At 66.0% G+C, this 19,701-nt stretch carries 21 protein-coding genes; 15 read left to right on the forward strand and 6 right to left on the reverse strand.

Annotated elements, in window-relative coordinates; all coding sequences use genetic code 11:
• The first annotated feature begins 5 nt into the window (after window positions 1-5).
• Window positions 6-911 carry an SDR family oxidoreductase gene (locus tag AC5Y4T_RS18275; RefSeq protein WP_499916937.1) on the forward strand — a complete coding sequence of 302 codons (906 nt, stop codon included), beginning with the start codon at window positions 6-8 and terminating at the stop codon, window positions 909-911.
• Here AC5Y4T_RS18275 and AC5Y4T_RS18280 read toward each other — a convergent pair.
• Genes AC5Y4T_RS18280 through AC5Y4T_RS18295 form a run of 4 tightly spaced genes read right to left on the reverse strand, consistent with a single transcriptional unit; the run spans window position 908 to window position 3,440 of the window.
• Window positions 908-1,360, reverse strand: a complete 453-nt coding sequence (locus AC5Y4T_RS18280; RefSeq protein ID WP_499916935.1) for a nitroreductase family deazaflavin-dependent oxidoreductase — start codon at window positions 1,358-1,360, stop codon at window positions 908-910. The genes AC5Y4T_RS18275 and AC5Y4T_RS18280 overlap by 4 nt on opposite strands.
• Before the next feature lie 38 nt (window positions 1,361-1,398).
• A complete protein-coding gene (locus AC5Y4T_RS18285; protein WP_499916933.1) occupies window positions 1,399-1,851 on the reverse strand; it encodes a nitroreductase family deazaflavin-dependent oxidoreductase in 453 nt (150 codons plus the stop codon).
• 18 nt (window positions 1,852-1,869) lie between these two features.
• Window positions 1,870-2,256, reverse strand: coding sequence for a DUF8021 domain-containing protein (locus tag AC5Y4T_RS18290; RefSeq protein WP_499954689.1), 387 nt, complete (start codon window positions 2,254-2,256; stop codon window positions 1,870-1,872).
• Between the two features lie 8 nt (window positions 2,257-2,264).
• Window positions 2,265-3,440, reverse strand: coding sequence for a steroid 3-ketoacyl-CoA thiolase (locus tag AC5Y4T_RS18295; RefSeq protein WP_499916929.1), 1,176 nt, complete (start codon window positions 3,438-3,440; stop codon window positions 2,265-2,267).
• 132 nt (window positions 3,441-3,572) lie between these two features.
• Here AC5Y4T_RS18295 and AC5Y4T_RS18300 point away from each other — a divergent pair, with 132 nt between their 5' ends.
• The 7 genes from AC5Y4T_RS18300 to AC5Y4T_RS18330 all read left to right on the forward strand — a co-directional run bounded on the left by AC5Y4T_RS18300 (window position 3,573) and on the right by AC5Y4T_RS18330 (window position 10,483).
• Window positions 3,573-4,823, forward strand: coding sequence for a cytochrome P450 (locus AC5Y4T_RS18300; protein ID WP_499954691.1), 1,251 nt, complete (start codon window positions 3,573-3,575; stop codon window positions 4,821-4,823).
• Entirely contained in the window at window positions 4,823-5,836 is a 1,014-nt protein-coding gene (locus AC5Y4T_RS18305; RefSeq protein WP_499954693.1) for an acyl-CoA dehydrogenase family protein, read from the forward strand. Before AC5Y4T_RS18300 ends, AC5Y4T_RS18305 begins: the two co-directional genes overlap by 1 nt.
• A complete protein-coding gene (fadE29, locus tag AC5Y4T_RS18310) occupies window positions 5,827-6,990 on the forward strand; it encodes an acyl-CoA dehydrogenase FadE29 (protein ID WP_499916923.1) in 1,164 nt (387 codons plus the stop codon). Before AC5Y4T_RS18305 ends, fadE29 begins: the two co-directional genes overlap by 10 nt.
• Window positions 6,987-7,949 carry a bifunctional MaoC family dehydratase N-terminal/OB-fold nucleic acid binding domain-containing protein gene (locus AC5Y4T_RS18315; protein ID WP_499954695.1) on the forward strand — a complete coding sequence of 321 codons (963 nt, stop codon included), beginning with the start codon at window positions 6,987-6,989 and terminating at the stop codon, window positions 7,947-7,949. Before fadE29 ends, AC5Y4T_RS18315 begins: the two co-directional genes overlap by 4 nt.
• Entirely contained in the window at window positions 7,946-8,347 is a 402-nt protein-coding gene (locus AC5Y4T_RS18320; protein ID WP_499947473.1) for a MaoC family dehydratase, read from the forward strand. The genes AC5Y4T_RS18315 and AC5Y4T_RS18320 overlap by 4 nt, the downstream gene beginning before the upstream one ends.
• On the forward strand, window positions 8,348-9,517 hold the full coding sequence (gene ltp2 / locus AC5Y4T_RS18325; protein ID WP_499916917.1) for a 17-hydroxy-3-oxo-4-pregnene-20-carboxyl-CoA lyase: 1,170 nt from the start codon (window positions 8,348-8,350) through the stop codon (window positions 9,515-9,517). It abuts the gene before it with no gap.
• A gap of 126 nt (window positions 9,518-9,643) precedes the next feature.
• Window positions 9,644-10,483, forward strand: coding sequence for a putative endonuclease domain-containing protein (locus AC5Y4T_RS18330; protein WP_499947475.1), 840 nt, complete (start codon window positions 9,644-9,646; stop codon window positions 10,481-10,483).
• Window positions 10,484-10,613: 130 nt separating this feature from the next.
• On the opposite strand, the gene chsH3 is transcribed toward AC5Y4T_RS18330, so the two are convergent.
• Window positions 10,614-11,486, reverse strand: a complete 873-nt coding sequence (chsH3, locus tag AC5Y4T_RS18335; RefSeq protein WP_499954697.1) for an enoyl-CoA hydratase ChsH3 — start codon at window positions 11,484-11,486, stop codon at window positions 10,614-10,616.
• Window position 11,487: 1 nt separating this feature from the next.
• Window positions 11,488-13,170, reverse strand: a complete 1,683-nt coding sequence (gene kstD / locus AC5Y4T_RS18340) for a 3-oxosteroid 1-dehydrogenase (RefSeq protein WP_499954699.1) — start codon at window positions 13,168-13,170, stop codon at window positions 11,488-11,490.
• Window positions 13,171-13,241: 71 nt separating this feature from the next.
• On the opposite strand from kstD, the gene AC5Y4T_RS18345 reads away from it, so the two are divergent.
• From AC5Y4T_RS18345 to AC5Y4T_RS18375, 7 genes are all read left to right on the forward strand, one after another.
• Complete coding sequence (locus tag AC5Y4T_RS18345; protein WP_499954701.1) at window positions 13,242-14,027, forward strand: 2-keto-4-pentenoate hydratase; 786 nt, start codon at window positions 13,242-13,244, stop codon at window positions 14,025-14,027.
• A 47-nt stretch (window positions 14,028-14,074) separates the two neighbouring features.
• On the forward strand, window positions 14,075-15,007 hold the full coding sequence (locus AC5Y4T_RS18350) for an acetaldehyde dehydrogenase (acetylating) (protein WP_499916907.1): 933 nt from the start codon (window positions 14,075-14,077) through the stop codon (window positions 15,005-15,007).
• A 72-nt stretch (window positions 15,008-15,079) separates the two neighbouring features.
• Complete coding sequence (dmpG, locus tag AC5Y4T_RS18355; protein ID WP_499916905.1) at window positions 15,080-16,135, forward strand: 4-hydroxy-2-oxovalerate aldolase; 1,056 nt, start codon at window positions 15,080-15,082, stop codon at window positions 16,133-16,135.
• 58 nt (window positions 16,136-16,193) lie between these two features.
• Entirely contained in the window at window positions 16,194-16,499 is a 306-nt protein-coding gene (locus AC5Y4T_RS18360; RefSeq protein WP_499916903.1) for a hypothetical protein, read from the forward strand.
• Between the two features lie 88 nt (window positions 16,500-16,587).
• Complete coding sequence (locus AC5Y4T_RS18365; RefSeq protein WP_499954703.1) at window positions 16,588-17,715, forward strand: hypothetical protein; 1,128 nt, start codon at window positions 16,588-16,590, stop codon at window positions 17,713-17,715.
• Between the two features lie 2 nt (window positions 17,716-17,717).
• Window positions 17,718-18,500: an SDR family oxidoreductase gene (locus tag AC5Y4T_RS18370; RefSeq protein WP_499917627.1), complete on the forward strand. Its 783-nt coding sequence runs from the start codon at window positions 17,718-17,720 to the stop codon at window positions 18,498-18,500.
• Window positions 18,500-19,645: a sulfotransferase family protein gene (locus AC5Y4T_RS18375; RefSeq protein WP_499947480.1), complete on the forward strand. Its 1,146-nt coding sequence runs from the start codon at window positions 18,500-18,502 to the stop codon at window positions 19,643-19,645. Before AC5Y4T_RS18370 ends, AC5Y4T_RS18375 begins: the two co-directional genes overlap by 1 nt.
• The last annotated feature ends 56 nt before the right edge of the window (window positions 19,646-19,701 follow it).

The raw sequence follows: 19,701 nt of genomic DNA on the forward strand, positions 1-19,701 counted from the left end.
GGGCTATGGGAGTGGTTGACGGCCGTGTCGTCATCGTCACCGGAGCGGGCGGCGGTATCGGTCGCGCGCATGCACTGGCGTTCGCGGAAGAGGGCGCGCGGGTGGTGGTCAACGACATCGGGGTGGGCCTGGACGGTTCGCCGGCCGGCGGCGGCAGCGCCGCCCAGACCGTCGTCGACGAAATCACCGCCGCCGGTGGCGAAGCCGTCGCGGACGGCTCCAACATCGCGGATTGGGACCAGGCGGCGAGCCTGATCAAAACCGCCGTCGAAACCTATGGCGGCCTAGACGTTTTGGTGAACAACGCCGGCATCGTGCGTGACAGGATGATGGCCAACACCAGCGAAGAGGAATTCGACGCCGTCATCGCCGTGCACCTCAAGGGGCACTTCGCCACGATGCGCCACGCCGCGTCGTACTGGCGTGGGCTGTCCAAGGAGGGCAAAACCGTTGACGCCCGGATCATCAACACCAGCTCGGGCGCCGGCCTGCAGGGCAGCGTCGGGCAGGGCAACTACAGCGCCGCCAAGGCCGGCATCGCGGCGATGACGTTGGTCGGTGCCGCCGAGATGGGGCGCTACGGTGTCACCGTCAACGCCATCGCGCCTTCGGCCCGCACCCGCATGACCGAGACGGTGTTCGCCGAGATGATGGCGACGCAGGACCAGGACTTCGACGCCATGGCCCCGGAAAACATTTCACCGCTGGTGGTTTGGCTGGGCAGCGCCGAATCGCGCGACGTCACCGGCAAGGTGTTCGAGGTCGAGGGCGGCAAGATCCGTGTCGCCGAGGGCTGGGCGCACGGGCCGGAAATCGACAAGGGCGCGAGGTGGGATCCCGCGGAACTGGGACGCGTCGTCGCCGATCTGCTCGCCAAGGCCCGACGGCCGGTTCCCGTCTACGGCGCCTAGCGCGGTTCGCACACCACCAGCGGGATAACTCGATCGGCGGCCTCGCGGTACTTGCGGTAGGGCGGGTACATCCGCGTCAATTGTGGCCAATACCGTTGGCGCTCAGCCTCTGTGGCGTCGCGCGCGATCAAGTCCAGGCGCTGCGCGCGGATTTGCACCCGCACGTCGGGGTTTTCCTTGAGGTTGAGATACCACGACGGATCCTTGTCGCGCCCGCCGAAGGACGCGGGCAGGATCACCCGCTCGCCGTCGCGCAGGTACAGCGTCGCGGTGGTTCGCGGCTCGTCGGATTTGCGCCCGGTGGTGGTCAGCAGGGCCGCCGGGAACCGCAGCAGCTTCGCCCCGACCTTGCCGTTGGTTCGTCGGTACACCCAGATATGGGCGCGCGCGAAATACTTGAGCAGCAGGGCAATCGGGCGCGAATTACGGATCCAGCGGCGGTCGGTCATGGTGCCCTGATGATTCCCCACTCGGGCGGCAGGGAAACTCAGGGATCGCAGATGACGATCGGGATGACCCGATCGGTCCACGACCGGTAGTCGTCGAACGACGGATACATGGCATCCAGCTTCGGCCAGTACTCGGCGCGTTCCGCCTCGGTGGCATCGCGGGCCCGCAGTCGCAGGACCTCGTCCTTGATCTGCACGGAGACTTCGGGGTTGGCCTTGAGGTTGAAGTACCACTGGGGGTGTTTGTCACTGCCTCCCTTGGAGGCGACCAGAATCACCCGGTTCCCCTCGCGCAGGTAGAGCAGCGGGCTGACCCGGGGTTCACCGCTCTTGCGACCCGTGGTGGTGAGCAGCGCGACCGGCGCTTTCTGGAACGTGTTGCCCAGCTTTCCGTTGCTGCGCTGATAAATCCATGCGTTGCTCTTGGCCATCCACTTGATGATGAAGCCGACCCACGGGGCATTGAGTGAACGAGGCTTCGGTTTCGGCATGCGAGCTCCTTGACGTCCTCACCGCTGGATAAAGGGTTGGAAGCGAACCTTGATGTGGTGGATTTCGGCTTTCCCGCTTGCGCTTTCGGCCGGAATCACGAAGGTCTCGTCGACGTGTGCGGCGAGCCGCCGACCACCGAACGCCGCCCTGGTCAGCACCCGGTATGCCGCGTGCACCCGGTCGCCGTCGATGCGGTAGTCCGGTGGTGTCGTGTCCGCGAGCAACCGGTACTGCATTCCGCGATTGAGGCTGCGCCGCAGGTGATTTCCCGAGAAGCCGTTCTTGATTCCCTGCTCGATGCGGGTGCACCCGCGCGCGAACGGAACGGCGTCACCCTCATGGCTGACGAGCGCGTCGATGTATGACTGCGCCGCGGCGATGCGGCTCTCTTCGGAGACGATCAAGGGCGGGGCTAGATGCGTTCGATGATGGTGCCGGTCGACAGGGCGCCGCCCGCGCACATGGTGATCAGCGCGGTCGTCTGGTCGGTGCGCTCCAGCTCGTGCAGCGCGGTGGTGATGAGCCGGCTTCCGGTGCTGCCGACCGGGTGCCCCAGCGCGATGGCCCCGCCGTTGACGTTGACCTTGGCCATGTCGGGATCGTGCACCCGTGCCCACGACAGCACCACCGAGGCGAACGCCTCGTTGATCTCGGTGATGTCGATGTCGCCCATCTTCATCCCGGCCTTCTCCAGCACCTTCGCCGTCGACTGCACCGGGCCGTCCAGGTGGTAGTACGGCTCGGCCCCGACCAGCGCCTGGCTGACGATGCGGGCTCGCGGCCGCAGGCCCAGCGCCTTGGCCTTGTCCTCGTCCATCCACAGCACCGCCGCCGCGCCGTCGGAGATCTGCGACGACGTTCCCGCGGTGTGGATTCCGCCCTCGAGCACGGGCTTCAGCGCGGAGAGGCCCGACAGGGTGGTGTCGCGCAGGCCCTGGTCGCGGCTGATCGTGACGCGCTCGGACGTCGGTTGTTTGTTCTCGTCGAGCGCCGGGGCCTCGATCGGGGAGATCTCGCGATCGAAACGGCCTTCTTCCCACGCCTGCTTGGCTTTGGTCTGGGACGCCAGGCCGAATTCGTCGATCTCGTCGCGAGTGATGCCGCGCCGCTTGGCGATCCGCTCGGCCGCGGTGAACTGGTCGGGAAGGTCGATGTCCCACGACGACGGGCGCAGGATGGTGCGGTCGGGACCCGCGTTCGCGCCGAGCCCGACGCGGCTCATGGCCTCGATGCCGCACGCGATGCCGATGTCGATGGCGCCCGCCGCGATAAGACCGGCGACCAGGCCGTTGGCCTGCTGGCCGCTGCCGCACTGGCAGTCCACGGTCATCGCACCGACGTGCTCGGGCAGGCCCGCGACGAGCCAGCTGACGCGCGTGATGTTGTTGGACTGCTCGCCGAACTGCGTGACGCAGCCGCCGACGATCTGCTCGACCATATCTATTTCGAAGCCGGAGTCGGCTCGTACCTTCTCCACGAGGGCCTTCTGCGTGGCCCCCAGCAACTCGGTGGCGTGCAGACCGGACAGCCACCCGTTCCGTTTGCCGATGGGGCTGCGAGTGGCTTCGACGATGACAGGGTTACCCATTCCGTCAGGCTAGAACACGTTTCATTACTCTGACAAGCGAGGATGGTGACCTGCCTTTTATCTGCGCAGGAGGCGTGTTTTACTGGCACTAGAACACGTTGCAATTAGTGTTGTAAAAGGAGCGCACCCTACATGGCACCCCCCAACATTCCCGCCGATTTCGACTTTCTCGACCCCGACGTCAACCTCGCCGGGCTGCCCGTCGAGGAGCTCGCCCAGCTTCGCAAGGCGGAGCCGATCCACTGGGTCGACATCCCGGATGGCGCGGGCGGGTTCGAGGACCACGGCTACTGGCTCGTCACCAAGCACGCCGACGTCAAGGAGGTGTCCAAGCGCAGCGACGTCTTCTCGAGCTGGATGAACGGCGCCATCCCGACCTGGCCGCCGGAGATGAAGCGGGAGCAGGTCGAGCTGCAGCGCAGCGTGATGCTGAACATGGACGCGCCGCACCACACCCGGCTGCGCAAGATCATCTCCCGCGGGTTCACCCCACGGGCCATCGGGCGGCTGGAAGCCGAACTGGCCCAGCGTGCCCAGAACATTGCCGCGACCGCCGCCAAAGAGGGCAGCGGCGACTTCGTCGAACAGGTCTCGTGCGAGCTGCCGCTGCAGGCCATCGCCGGTCTGCTCGGCGTTCCCCAGGAGGATCGGGACAAGCTGTTCCGCTGGTCCAATGAGATGACCGGTGGCACCGACCCCGAATACGCCCACGTCGACCCCGCGCAGTCGTCGCTGGAACTGATCACCTACGCCATGGCGATGGCGGCGGAGCGCAGCAAGAACCCCACCGACGACATCGTCACCACGCTGATCGAGGCCGACATCGACGGCGAGAAGCTCTCCGATGACGAGTTCGGTTTCTTCGTGGTCATGCTGGCGGTGGCGGGCAACGAGACGACGCGGAACTCCATCACCCACGGCATGATCGCGATGGCGAACAACCCCGATCAATGGGAGCTGTTCAAGAAGGAGCGGCCGGTGACCACGGCCGACGAGATCATCCGGTGGGCCACTCCGGTTTCGGCCTTCCAGCGCACGGCCAATGAGGACACGGAGCTGTCCGGCGTGCCGATCAAGAAGGGTCAGCGGGTGGTGATGTCGTATCGGTCGGCCAACTTCGACGAAGAGGTCTTCGAAGATCCGCACACCTTCAACATCCTGCGCGACCCGAACCCACACGTCGGCTTCGGCGGCACCGGCGCCCACTACTGCATCGGTGCGAACCTCGCCCGCATGACGATCAACCTGATCTTCAACGCGGTCGCCGATCACATGCCGGACCTCAAGCCGATCGGCGAGCCCGAGCGGTTGCGGTCGGGGTGGCTCAACGGCATCAAGCACTGGCAGGTCGACTACGCCGGCAAGCCCGCGGTGACGTCCTGATGGACTTCGACCTCACCGCGACGCAACAGGCCGTCGCCGATGTCGTCACGTCGGTGTTCGAGCGTGAATTGAGTTGGGACGGTTTGGTCGACGGCGGTGTCACGGCACTACCGGTGCCGGAGCGCCTCGGTGGCGACGGCGTCGGCCTAGCGGAGGTCGCCACCGTGCTGACCGAGATCGGCCGCCACGGCGCCATCACGCCGGCCCTGGCCACCCTGGGTTTCGGCGTGCTGCCACTGCTCGATCTGGCCTCCGATGAACAGCAGGACCGGTTTTTGGCCGGCGTCGCCAAGGGCGCCGTGCTGACCGCCGCCCTCAACGAGCCGGGTGCGGCGCTGCCGGACCGGCCGTCGACCACCTTCGCGGGCGGCCGCCTATCGGGCACCAAGGTCGGCGTCGGCTATGCGGGACAAGCGGATTGGATCGTCGTCACGGCCGACAGCGCGGTCGTCGTCGTGTCGTCGAAGGCCGACGGTGTCGACATGGTCCAAACCCCCACCTCGAACGACTCCGAGGAGTACACGGTCACGTTCGCCGACGTCGCGGTCGAAGACTCGAACGTTTTGGCGGGCGCGACGGCGTCCCGGGTCAACCAGTTGGTGCTGGCCGCCGTCGGCGCCTACGCCGACGGCCTGGTGGCCGGGGCACTGCGGCTGACGGCCGACTACGTGGCCAACCGCAAACAGTTCGGCAAGCCACTGTCGACGTTCCAAACCGTCGCCGCCCAGCTCGCCGAGGTCTACATCGCTTCGCGCACAATCAATTTGGCGGCGACGTCGGTTGCGTGGCGGCTGTCGGAAGGCCGGGACGCGGACGACGACCTGGATGTCCTCGGCTACTGGATCACGTCACAGGCGCCGCCGGTCATGCAGATCTGCCATCACCTGCACGGCGGGATGGGAATGGACATCACCTATCCGATGCACCGGTACTACTCCACGATCAAAGACCTGTCCCGGCTGCTGGGCGGTTCTTCTCATCGTCTCGACCTGGTGGGAGCGCAATGTTCATAGACCTGACTCCGGAGCAGCGCCAGCTGCAAGCGGAACTACGGGAATACTTTTCGAACCTGATCTCGTCCGACGAGATGAAGGCGATGGAGCAGGACCGGCACAACGAGGCCTACCGCGCGGTGATCCGGCGGATGGGTAAGGACCGCAAGCTCGGCGTCGGATGGCCGAAGGAGTTCGGCGGCTTGGGCTTCGGCCCCATCGAGCAATCGATCTTCGTCAACGAGGCGCATCGGGCCGACGTGCCGCTGCCCGCGGTGACGCTGCAGACGGTCGGTCCGGTGCTGCAGCAGTTCGGCAGCGAGGAACAGAAGAAGAAATTCCTGCCCGCCATCCTGGCCGGCGAGGTGCACTTCGCGATCGGCTACACCGAGCCCGAGGCCGGCACCGACCTCGCCGCCCTGCGGACGACCGCGGTGCGCCAGGGCGACGAGTACATCGTCAACGGGCAGAAGATCTTCACCACCGGCGCCCACGACGCCGACTACATCTGGCTGGCCTGCCGCACCGACCCGGAAGCCGTGAAACACAAAGGCATTTCGATCCTGATCGTCGACACGAAGGACCCCGGCTACTCCTGGACGCCGATCATCCTGTCCGACGGTGCCCACCACACCAACGCCACCTATTACAACGACGTGCGGGTGCCCGCCGACATGCTGGTCGGCGAGGAGAACGGCGGGTGGCGGCTGATCACCACCCAGCTCAACAACGAACGCGTCATGCTGGGCCCGGCGGGCCGGACCGCCGGCATCTACGACCGGGTGCACGCCTGGGCGTCCAAGCCGGGCAGCGACGGCGTCACGCCGATCGACCACCAGGACGTCAAGCGGGCCCTCGGTGAGATCCATGCCATGTGGCGGATCAACGAGCTGCTCAACTGGCAGGTGGCCGCCGCCGGTGAGGACATCAATGTGGCCGATGCCGCGTCGACGAAAGTCTTTGGTACCGAGAAGATTCAGTACATCGGCCGGCTCGCCGAGGAGATCGTCGGCAAGTACGGCAACCCCGCCGATTCGGATACCGCCGACCTGTTGAAGTGGCTGGACTCGCAGACCAAGCGCAACCTGGTCATCACCTTCGGCGGCGGCGTGAACGAAGTGATGCGGGAGATGATCGCCGCGGCCGGACTCAAAGTGCCGAGGGTGCCTCGATGACCGACATCAAGGAAGCGGTCGCGGAGATCACCGCCACCGTCGTGGCTGCCCCGCGCCAGGCCCGGGATCCGGTGAACCAGCCGACGATCAACAACTGGGTCGAGGCGCTCGGGGACCGCAACCCGATCTACGTCGACGAGGCCGTCGCCAAGGCCGCCGGCCATCCCGGAATCGTCGCCCCGCCGGCCATGATCCAGGTGTGGACCATGTTCGGGCTGGGTGGGGAACGCCCGACCGACGACCCCATGGGCCCGATCATGCAGCTGTTCGACGAGGCCGGCTACATCGGGGTGGTCGCCACCAACTGCGAGCAGACCTACCACCGGTATCTGCGTCCGGGCGAGCAGGTCACGGTCGTCTCCGAGATGCGCGACGTGGTCGGCCCGAAGCAGACGGGGCTCGGCGAGGGATGGTTCATCAACCAGCACATCACCTGGCGGGTCGGTGACGAGGATGTCGCCGAAATGGCCTGGCGCATTCTGAAATTCAGGCCTCGCGAAGATTCCGGCGCGACCGGGTCCGTCCCGCAGGACCTGGACGCCGACGCCATGATGCGACCGGCGGTGTCGCGTGACACCGCCTTCTTCTGGGAGGGCGTGGCGGCGCACGAGCTGCGCATCCAGCGCCTCGCCGATGGCGCCCTGCAGCACCCGCCGGTGCCTGCGGTGTGGCAGGATAAGGCCGAACCCATCGACTACGCGGTGGCCAGCGGCCGTGGCACAGTGTTCAGCTTCGTGGTGCACCACGCGCCGAAGGTGCCCGGGCGCACGCTGCCGTTTGTGATCGCACTGGTCGAACTGGAAGAGGGCGTCCGCATGCTCGGCGAGCTACGCAACGTCGAGGCCGCCGAAATCAAAATCGGAATGCCGGTCCGCGCAACCTATATCGACTTCCCGGCCGGTGAGTCCGGCCCGGAGTGGAGCCTCTACGCCTGGGAGCCCTTGGGAGATCAAGCATGAGTGCACTCGTCGTTGAAGTGGGCACCACCCTGCCCGAACTCAAGCTGCACGGCACGCCGACGTTCATCATCTCAACGGCCCTGGCCACCAGGGACTTTCAGGATGTGCACCACGACCGGGACCTGGCCCAGGCCAAGGGTTCCAAGGACATCTTCGTCAACATCCTCACCGACACCGGCCTGGTGCAGCGTTATGTCACCGACTGGGCGGGCCCAACGGCGCTGATCAAGTCGATCGGCCTGCGGCTCGGCGTGCCGTGGTATGCCTACGACACCGTCACCTTCTCCGGCGAGGTGACCGCCATCGACGACGGCCTGATCACGCTGAAGGTGTTCGGCCGCAACAGCCTTGGTGATCACGTCATCGCGAACGTGACGCTGACGATCGGGGGTTCGTAGATGTTGTCGGGTAAGGCCGCGATCGTCGGTATCGGCGCCACCGACTTCTCCAAGGACTCCGGCCGCAGCGAGCTGCGGCTGGCCGCGGAGGCTGTGCTGGATGCGCTCGACGACGCCGGGTTGAGCCCCTCCGATGTCGACGGGCTGACCACCTTCACGATGGACACCAACAACGAGACCGCCGTCGCGCGTGCGGTCGGCATCGGTGACTTGAAGTTCTTCTCCCAAATCGGGTACGGCGGCGGCGCCGCGTGCGCGACCGTCCAGCAGGCGGCGATCGCCGTAGCCACCGGGGTGGCCGACGTCGTCGTCGCGTACCGGGCGTTCAACGAGCGTTCGGGCATGCGGTTCGGTCAGGTACAGACGCGGTTGGTGGGAAACGCCGGGGTGCAGGCCGATTCGACCGCGGCGGACAATTCGTTTTCCTATCCGCACGGCCTTTCCACGCCGGCCGCGCAGGTCGCGATGATCGCCCAGCGCTACATGCATCTGTCGGGTGCCAGCAGCCGGGACTTCGGTGCGATTTCGGTGGCCGACCGCAAGCACGCGGCCAAGAACCCGAAGGCGTACTTCTACGAGAAGCCGATAACCATTGAGGATCACCAGAATTCGCGGTGGATCGCCGAGCCGCTGCGGCTGCTGGACTGTTGCCAGGAGACCGACGGCGCCGTCGCCATCGTGGTGACGTCGCCGGAGCGCGCGAAGGATCTCAAGCAGCGGCCTGCGATCATCGAAGCGGCCGCGCAGGGCTCCAGTCCCGACCAGTACACGATGGTCAGCTACTACCGGCCGGAGCTCGGCTTGCCCGAGATGGGGGTCGTTGGCCGGCAGCTGTGGGCGCAGTCGGGGCTGAAGCCGACCGACATCCAGACCGCCGTGCTCTACGACCACTTCACCCCGTTCACGCTGATTCAGTTGGAGGAGTTGGGATTCTGCGGCAAGGGTGAGGCCAAGGACTACATCGCCGACGGTGCCATCGAGATCGGTGGGCGGCTGCCCATCAACACCCACGGGGGCCAGCTCGGCGAGGCGTACATCCACGGCATGAACGGCATCGCCGAGGGAGTGCGCCAATTGCGGGGCACCTCGGTGAATCCGGTGCCCGCCGTCGAGCACGTGCTCGTCACCGCGGGAACCGGCGTGCCCACGTCGGGCCTGATCTTGGGCTAGGGCCTGGCGGCGAGCTTGCTTCCGGCCGAGCGTGAAGTTAGTTTCACGCTCGCTGCCGACCGTGAAACTAACTTCACAGTCGACGAGTGAAGTGACGCCGGCAATGACACGTGCGACGCTGCCGTCGTGGTTGAGCCGTTCCTGGGGAGTGAGGCCGTTGCTCGAGGCGTATTAACCAGAGGCCAACTCTGCACTGGCTATCTCCGGCTGTTCCGAGACGTCTACGTCGATCGGGATGCGGATGTCACCGCCGCGCTACGAGCGAGGGCCGGCTGGTTGTGGTCCGGACGCAGGGGCGTGGTTGCCGGGTTCGGCGCCGCAGCATTACACGGGAGCAAATGGGTCGACGACTTGACGGTGGTGGACCTCATCCACGACAACCGCCACTTCCAGGCTGGGATCAGGGCGCACGGCGACCGTATCGAGGACGACGAAATCGTCGTCATGGGAAAGATCCCGCTGACCTCGGCAGCTAGGACAGCCCTCGATATCGGATGCTGGTATTCGAAGAATGCAGCGGTTGCCGGAATGGACGCGTTGGCCCGCGCGACCGGAATCAAGGCGGCCGACGTCGAGATACTCGCGGAAAGGTACTCGCGCCGCCGAGGCATCGTGCAGGCGCGCAAGGCCATAGCGCTATTCGACAGCGGCGCGCAATCACCGAAGGAGTCGTGGCTGCGGATTGTCTTGATCGAGGCCGGCTTGCCGCGGCCGCAAACCCAGATTCCCGTGCTCGACGAATTGGGCAGCGCGATCGCATATTTGGATATGGGTTGGGAGGACGTCAAAGTAGCGGTCGAGTATGACGGTGAACATCACCGCAGCGATCGCTGGCAGTACAGCTGGGACGTCCGGCGATTGGAGAACATCGAGCGTCGCGGCTGGATCGTAGTGAGGGTGCTCGCAGGCGACAGGCCGGCCGGAATCGTCCGTCGGGTGCGCGCGGCTCGCGCCCGCCGAGCGTGAAACTGCTTTCACGCTCGTAGCCGAACGTGAAACTAACTTCACGCTCGGCGCGAGAAGGCTGGAAGCTCGGCGCGAGAAGGCTCGGCGCGAGAAGGCTCGGCGCGAGAAGGCTGGACGTTCGGCGCGAAAGCTACGCAGGGACCAGTTCGACGCCCGACAGCACGACGGCGTTGTCGCGCGAGGGCGCGACAACGCTGGCCAGGAAGCGGCCTTCAGAAGACGTCGAGTCCTTCCAGATGCCGACCTTGAGCGTTTCACCGGGGAACGCCACCCCGGCGAAACGCGCGCCGTAGGCCGCGACCGCGCCGGCATCACCGTCGAGCAGCGCATCGGTGATCGCCTTGCAGGTCATGCCGTACGTGCACAGTCCGTGCAGAATGGGCTGCGAAAACCCTGCGGCGGCGGCGAATTCGGGATCGGAGTGCAGCGGGTTGCGGTCGCCGCACAGCCGGTAGAGCAGTGCCTGTTGCGGCAGGATCGGCACGTCGACCTCGAGATCGGGAGCACGATCCGGCGCGCCGTCCGAGGTCGAGGCGCCACGCTCGCCGCCGAATCCGCCTTCGCCGCGGGCGAAGATGGACCGGCGCTGCGTCCACAGCAGCGTGCCATCCGGCGCGGTCACCGTCGTCTCGCTCCAGATCACCGCGGCCTTGCCCTTGTCCCAGATGTCCGTGAACCGGGTGACGGCCTTGGCCGAGCCCGACGGCGGCAGCGGAGCGGGCGCTTCGACGCGCTCGCTGGCGTGCAGCACCTTGCCCAGCTCGATGTCGATGCCGGGGAACTTGACCGTCGGCGGTTTCGTGGCATGGAAGGTGGCGGCCACGTTGCCGAATGTCGGCAGCACCTGCGGGGTGTCGTCGATCAGGTAGCGCAGCTCGCGCGGGTCCATCGGATCGGCGCCCGCACCCAGTCCCAGGTGGTAGAGCTGCACATCGCTACTGGCCCAGGAGAATTCGATGGGATCCAGCTCGGCATTCAGCGCGACTTCTACGTCGATCGGCATCTCAGCTTTCCTCCGCGATGTGCAACGCCGCCAGGTAGCCGAATGTCATGGCCGGACCGATGGTGCCACCCGGACCGGGGTACGTGTGGCCCATCACCGGAGCACTGACATTGCCTGCGGCGTAAAGGCCTTCGATGATACTGCCGTCGTCGCGCAGCGCGCGGCCGTGGACATCGGTGCGGATGCCACCCTTGGTCCCCAGGTCGCCGGGCACCATCTTGGCCGCGTAGTAGGGCGCATGACTGATCTCGCCGAGGTTGGGGTTCGGCTTGTTGGTCGGGTCGCCGTAGTACCTGTCGTACGCGCTCTCGCCGCGCTTGTAGTCCTCGTCGACGCCGGAGCGCGCGAACCCGTTGAAACGTTGGACCGTCGCGGCGAGTTCGCCCGGTGGGAGGCCGGCCTGCTGCGCCAGCTCGGCCAGCGTGTCGGCCTGGATGATGACCCCGGACTCCAGCCACTTACGCGGAATACGTTGTCCGGGCTGCAATCCCGCGAAGATGTAGCGGTCCCGGTACTGCTGGTCGAACACCAGCCACGCGGGAATGTTTTCGCCCGGGCCGGGTCCCTGACCGTATTGGCCGCCATACATGTGATGGCAGGCTTCGACGTAAGGCATCGATTCGTTCATGAACCGCCTGCCCGACATGTTGACGATGATCGATCCGGGCGAGTTGCGCTCGGACAACGCGAACCAGGGCGCACCCACCAGCGGGACGGTCGGACCCCACCACGCGTCTTCCATGATGTCCAGTGCGGCGCCGAGCTTTTCGCCCGCCAGGATTCCGTCGCCGGTGTTGGCGACCGCGCCCACGGTCCACTCGGTGGTGATCGGTGCGCGCTGGTATTTCACCCGCATCTGCTCGTTGTGCTCGAACCCGCCCGACGCCAGGATCACGCCACGGCGGGCCCGGATCAGCTGGGGCTCACTGGATTCGGCGTCGCCGGTGCCGCGCGCGTAGACGCCGCGCACGACGCCGTCTTCGACGTAGAGGTCGGTGAGCGCGGTGTTGAGCACTACCGGCACCCCGGCTCGCTGCAATCCGATGCGCAGCGGACCGATCAATGCCCGGCCCATGCCGACGAGGTTCTTGCCGCTCGCCTTGGCCCACATGGTGCGTGCCCCGACCTTCAGGCTGCGCGCCACGCCGCGGGGGTGCCGCTTGAGCTGGTTCAGCCGCACGTAATCCTGTTGCATCACCACGACGTTCAGCGGGACCTTGCCGTACGCCGGCTCCAGGCCGGATTCGTCGGCGCCGAGCTTGCGGGCGTTGAACGGCTTCGGCTCGATCGATCGGCCCTCCGCGCGGCCGCCCGGCGACTCGGGGTAGTAGTCGGAGTAGCGCGGGACCCAGCACATCTTCAGCGGAGTGTGCTTGAGGACGAACGACAGCATCTCGGGGCCGCGCTCGAGGTAGGTATCGATGCGCTCGGGCTCGACGACGTCTCCGATGATCCCGTGCAGATAAGTGCGGGCGGCCTCGGCGGTATCGCGGACCCCGTCACGCTTGAGCACTTCGTTATTTGGGATCCAAACGCCGCCTCCTGAGCGTGCGGTGGAGCCGCCGAAGTGGGGGGCCTTCTCGATGACTATGGTGGAAAGACCCCGGTGAGCGGCGGTAAGGGCGGCCACCATGCCGGCTCCGCCGCTTCCGACCACGACGACGTCGTACTCCTGCGCTGACATGTAGAACACGTTATAGAATTGCCCGGGGCGGCCGCTACTGGCCCGGTCGAGCGACGAGGAGACTTGGAGAGATGCTCAGTGTTGCCATGCGCGACGAGCTGGCCGCCGACTTGGCGCAAGCCGAGCGCAGCGGCGAGCCGATAACCCCGCTGACCGCCACCTATCCGGAGATCGACGTCGTCGACGCCTATGAGATTCAGCTGATCAACATCCGCCAGAGGGTCGCCGAAGGAGCCCGGGTGCTGGGCCACAAGGTCGGCCTGTCCAGCGAGGCGATGCAGCAGATGATGGGGGTCGACGAGCCGGATTACGGCCATCTGCTCGACGAGATGCAGCTGTTCGAGGACACTCCGGTCAAGACGAACCGCTACCTGTACCCGCGGGTGGAGGTAGAGGTCGGGTTCATCCTGTCCGCCGATCTGCCCGGCGCCGGCTGCACCGAGGACGACGTGCTGGCGGCCACCGAGGCGCTGGTCCCGTCGATCGAGTTGATCGACACCAGGATCACCGACTGGAAGATCGGGTTGTGCGACACCATCGCCGACAACGCGTCTTCGGCGGGTTACGTACTGGGTCAGGCGCGGGTCTCGCCGGCCGAGCTCGACGTGACGAAGATCGACGCGGTGCTGACTTGCAACAATGAGGTGATCGCCAAGGGACGTAGTGACGCGGTGCTGGGCAATCCGGTCACCGCGGTGGCCTGGTTGGCGCGCAAGGTGGAGAGCTTCGGCGTCCGGTTGCGCAAGGGTGACGTGGTGCTGCCCGGGTCGTGCACGCGGGCGATCGACGTGCACCCCGGCGACGACTTCGTCGCCGATTTTGCGGGCCTCGGTTCGGTCCGCCTGTCGTTCGAATAGGCTCGAATTTAAATCATCTAACTAAACCTCAAAGCTCGAGGAGCATCATGCCGACTAAGGCGACTGTGGCCATTGTCGGGTCGGGGAACATCAGCACTGACCTGCTTTACAAGCTGCTGCGATCGGATTGGCTGGAACCCCGCTGGATGGTCGGCATCGACCCGGAGAGCGAGGGCTTGGCCCGGGCCCGAAAGCTGGGTTTGGAGACCACCCACGAGGGTGTGGACTGGTTGTTGGCGCAGCCGGAGAAGCCCGACCTGGTGTTCGAAGCGACCAGCGCCTACGTGCACCGCGACGCCGCACCCAAGTACGAGGCCGCCGGGATCCGCGCGATCGATCTGACGCCGGCCGCCGTGGGCCCGGCGGTGATCCCGCCGGCCAACCTGCGCCAGCACCTGGACGCACCGAACGTCAACATGATCACCTGCGGTGGGCAGGCAACCATCCCGATCGTGTACGCGGTGTCGCGTGCCGTCGCCGACATCGGCGGCGTGCCCTACGCCGAGATCGTCGCCTCGGTCGCCTCACTCTCGGCCGGTCCCGGCACCCGCGCCAATATCGACGAGTTCACCAAGACCACCAGCAGGGGCGTAGAGACGATCGGCGGAGCCAAGCGCGGCAAGGCGATCATCATCCTGAACCCGGCCGACCCGCCGATGATCATGCGCGACACCATTTTCTGCGCCATCCCGGAGGACGCCGACCGCGACGCGATCGCCAAGTCGATTCACGACGTGGTGGCTGAGGTGCAGACCTATGTGCCGGGTTACCGGCTGCTCAACGAGCCCCAGTTCGACGACCCGTCGATCAACTCGGGTGGGCAGGCGCTGGTCACCACATTCGTCGAAGTGGAGGGTGCGGGCGACTATCTGCCGCCTTACGCTGGAAATCTCGACATCATGACCGCCGCGGCCACGAAGGTCGGCGAGGAGATCGCCAAGGAGTCCTTGAGCGCGACGGCCGGAGGAGCGCAATCATGACCCGTGCCGACGACGATGCAGTGGGGATACCGCCCGCTTGCGGGGGACGAAGCGATGAGGAGAAGTGGCGCCATGAGTGAAGTCTTCTTCAACCCGGTCTGGGACGTCCGGATGACCGATACGTCGCTGCGGGACGGCTCCCACCACAAGCGTCACCAGTTCACCACCGACGAGGTCGGCGCGATCGTGGCCGCTCTGGACGCCGCCGGAGTGCCCGTCATCGAGGTCACCCACGGCGACGGCCTGGGCGGCTCGAGCTTCAACTACGGGTTCTCCAAGACCCCCGAGCAGGAGCTGATCAAGCTCGCGGCCCAGACCGCCAAGGAGGCGAAGATCGCCTTCTTGATGCTGCCCGGCGTCGGCACCAAGGAAGACATCAAAGAGGCCCAGAACAACGGCGGCTCGATCTGCCGGATCGCCACGCACTGCACCGAGGCCGACGTGTCGATCCAGCACTTCGGCCTGGCCCGCGAGCTCGGCCTGGAAACCGTCGGGTTCCTGATGATGAGCCACACCATTGCGCCCGAGAAGCTGGCGGCGCAGGCCCGCATCATGGCCGACGCCGGCTGCCAGTGCGTCTACGTGGTCGATTCGGCCGGAGCGCTGGTCCTCGAGGGCGTGCGGGACCGGGTGGCGGCGCTGGTCGCCGAGCTCGGCGACGACGCCCAGGTCGGCTTTCACGGCCACGAGAACCTGGGGCTCGGGGTGGCCAACAGTGTGGAGGCGGTCCGGGCGGGCGCCAAGCAGATCGACGGCTCCTGCCGCCGGTTCGGCGCCGGGGCGGGCAACGCGCCCGTCGAGGCGCTGATCGGGGTGTTCGACAAGATCGGCGTGAAGACCGGGATCGACTTCTTTGACATCGCCGACGCGGCCGAAGAGGTGGTCGCCCCGGCGATGCCCGCCGAGTGCCTGCTCGACCGCAATGCGTTGATCATGGGGTATTCCGGGGTGTACTCGAGCTTCCTCAAGCACGCCATCCGCCAGTCCGAGCGCTACGGTGTGCCGGCCCACCAGCTGCTGCACCGCGCCGGGCAGCGCAAACTCATCGGTGGCCAGGAAGACCAGCTCATCGACATCGCGCTCGAGATCAAGCGCGAGCAAGAGAGCGGCGCCGCGGCGTCGCGCTGATCCGTCTCTCGCCTGCACGCACAGGCCACGCTAAGGTGCCGCGAGTAGCCTGGCGCACATGAGCACATCCAACACAGTCGGCGCTCGGCGTCGTGGGCTGTACGGCCTGCTCGCCGGGGGATTGATGACCGCTGCCGCCGCTGCGGTGATCGCGGTGCCCTTGGCCGGCACGGCCAGCGCGCAGTGCAACCAGGACGTGGGTGCATCCATCGATGCGTACCTGCAGAAGCACCCGGACCTCCACCAGCAATTGCAGCAGAGGTCTCAGGCCGAAGGCGGCAACGGCAACGTCATCGACTACCTCAATCGGCATCCCGACGTGCGCCAGCACCTGATCGACCTTTCCCACTCCTGCCCTCCGTAGTGAGTCTGCGTCGTCCGTGAACGCCGCGGCCGACGCGCGGGAACGTTCGCCATTGACGAAAAAGTAGAACACGTTCTAGCGTCTAGGCGTGTTCTCTGATTCCCTCATCGAAGCCATCGCCGAGTCCGAGAAGCTGGTGGCCGCGGCGCCTCACATCGAGACCGAAGCCGACCTGCTGGAAGGGCTGCAGTACCTGGCCGGCTGCATCGCCGGCTGTCTGCACCTGTCGTTCGACTACGACCGCGACCATCCCTTCCTGCAATCGGGCACCGGGCCGTTCACCAAGATGGGCCTGGACAACCCCGACACGCTCTACTTCGGCACGAGGGTGCACGCCAACCACGATTACGTGGTCACCGGCCGGCGCGGCACCACCACCGACCTGAGCTTCCAGCTGCTGGGCGGGGAATACACCGACGACAACGTCCCGGTCAGCCAGGCCGCGTTCGACGACCGGGAACTGCAGATCGCACCCGACGGCAGCTTCGAGTGGCGGGTACGGCCGACGAGTCCCGGGCAACTGGTCATCCGCGAGGTGTACGGCGACTGGGCGGCGCAGCGCGGCACGCTTTCCATCTCGCGCCTGGACACCGCGGGCACCGCGCCGCCCCCATTGAGCCGCGAAATCATCGAAAAGCGTTATGCCACAGCCGGAAAGCAACTGGTTAACCGGGTGAAGACGTGGCTGCAGTTCCCGCAGTGGTTCTACTTCAACATTCCGGTGAACACGATGGTCGCGCCCCGGCTCACGCCGGGTGGACTGGCGACCCAGTATTCGTCGGTGGGCCACTACGAGATGCGGCCCGACCAGGCGCTGGTGATCACCATCCCGGCCACCGACGCGCCCTACCTCGGTTTCCAGTTGGGCAGCCTGTGGTACATCTCGCTGGACTACATCAACCACCAGACGTCGCTGAACAACACTCAGGCCCAGGCGGATCCGGACGGCAAGGTGCGCATCGTCGTCGCCGACCAGAACCCGGGCGTGACCAACTGGGTCGAAACCCTCGGCCATCGCAAGGGCATCCTGCAGTTCCGCTGGCAGCGGGTGTCGCGTCAACTCACCGAAGCCGACGGCCCCTCCGTCGAGCTGGTCGACGTCGACGCCATAGCGACCACGCTGCCCTACTTCGAGCACAACAAGATTTCCGAGGACGAGTGGCGCGCGCGAATCGCGCTGCGCCAACAACAAATTGCGGCAAGGATGCTGGGGTGACGGTGTCAGGGATGCTCAACGACAAGGTAGTGATCATCAGCGGCGTCGGCCCGGGTCTCGGTACCACGCTGGCACACCGATGTGCCGACAACGGTGCCGACCTGGTGCTGGCGGCCCGTACCGTCGAACGGCTGGACGAGGTTGCCAAGCGGATCAACGACTCCGGCCGCAAGGCCGTGGCGGTCCGCACCGACATCACCGACGACGACGAAGTCGCCTACTTGGTCGAGACCACTATGGCCACCTACGGCAAGGTCGACGTGCTGATCAACAACGCGTTCCGGGTGCCGTCCATGAAGCCGTTGGCCGGCACCAGCTTTCAGCACATCCGGGACGCGATCGAGCTCAGTGCGCTGGGCGCGCTGCGGCTGATCCAGGCCTTCACGCCGGCGTTGGAGGCGACGCACGGATCGATCGTCAACGTCAACTCCATGGTGCTGCGCCACTCGCAGGCGAAATACGGCGCGTACAAGATGGCGAAGTCCGCGCTGCTCTCCATGTCCCAATCGCTGGCCACCGAGCTCGGTGACAAGGGCATCCGGGTCAATTCCGTTGCGCCGGGGTATATCTGGGGCGACACATTGCAGGCGTACTTCGAGCACCAGGCGGGCAAGTACGGCACGACAGTCGACGAGATCTATGCGGCCACCGCGGCGAACTCCGATTTGAAGCGCTTGCCCACCGAGGACGAGGTGGCATCGGCCATTCTGTTCCTGTCCAGCGATCTGTCCAGCGGCATCACCGGGCAGACCCTGGACGTCAACTGCGGGGAGTACCACGTCTGATGTCCGACCGCACCGATATCGGCACCGTCGACGAGCTGCACGCGTCGGCCACCAAGCTGACCGGGCTCGACGACTTCGGCGCTGACGACGACAATTACCGCGAAGCGCTGCGCGTCCTGCTGGACTCCTACCGGACCGAGGCCGGGCTTACGGTGTTGGGCAGCAAGATGAATCGCTTCTTCCTGCGCGGAGCGCTGGTCGCGCGATTGCTCTCCGAATCGGCGTGGAAGCAGTACCCGCAATACGCCGACGTCGTCATCGAACGGCCCATCTTCGTCACCGGCCTGGTACGCACCGGAACCACGGCGCTGCACCGGCTCCTGGGCGCCGATCCCGCGCATCAGGGCCTGCACATGTGGCTCGCCGAATTTCCGCAACCGCGGCCACCGCGCGAGACGTGGGAATCGCACCCGCTGTATCGCCAGCTCGACGCGCAGTTCACCCAGCACCACCAGGAAAACCCCGGCTACACCGGGCTGCACTTCATGGCCGCCTACGAGCTGGAGGAGTGCTGGCAGCTGCTGCGGCAGTCGCTGCATTCGGTGTCCTACGAAACGCTGGCGCACCTGCCCAGTTACGCCCAGTGGCTCTCGGAGCAGGACTGGACGCCGTCATATCAGCGGCACCGCCGCAACCTTCAGCTGATCGGGCTCAACGACGCCGACAAACGCTGGGTGCTGAAGAATCCCAGCCACCTGTTCGCGTTGGACGCGTTGATGGCGACCTATCCCGACGCGTTGGTGATCCAGACTCATCGTCCGGTCGAAACGATCATGGCCTCGATGTGCTCGCTGGCGCAGCACACCGCGGAGGGGTGGTCGACGTCGTTCACCGGGGCTCAAATCGGCGCTGATGCAATGGAAACCTGGTCGCGGGGACTGGAGCGGTTCAACACCGCGCGAGCCAGATACAGTCCGTCGCAGTTCTACGACGTCGACTACAAGGAATTGATCACCGACCCGATGGGCACCGTGGCCGACATCTACCGTCACTTCGGCCTGACGCTGACCGATGAGGCCAAGGCCGCCATGGAGAAGACTCACGCCGACAGCCAGGCCGGCGAGCGTGCGCCGAAGCACACTTATTCGCTGGCCGACTATGGACTCAGCACCGAGGCCGTCAAGGAGCGCTTCGCGGGCCTTTAAATCACAGGCGCCACAATAGTTTCCGGATTTATGGGTGCGCGTTTTGCCCGCCTCGC

The organism is Mycobacterium sp. NGS11 (assembly GCF_059813315.1).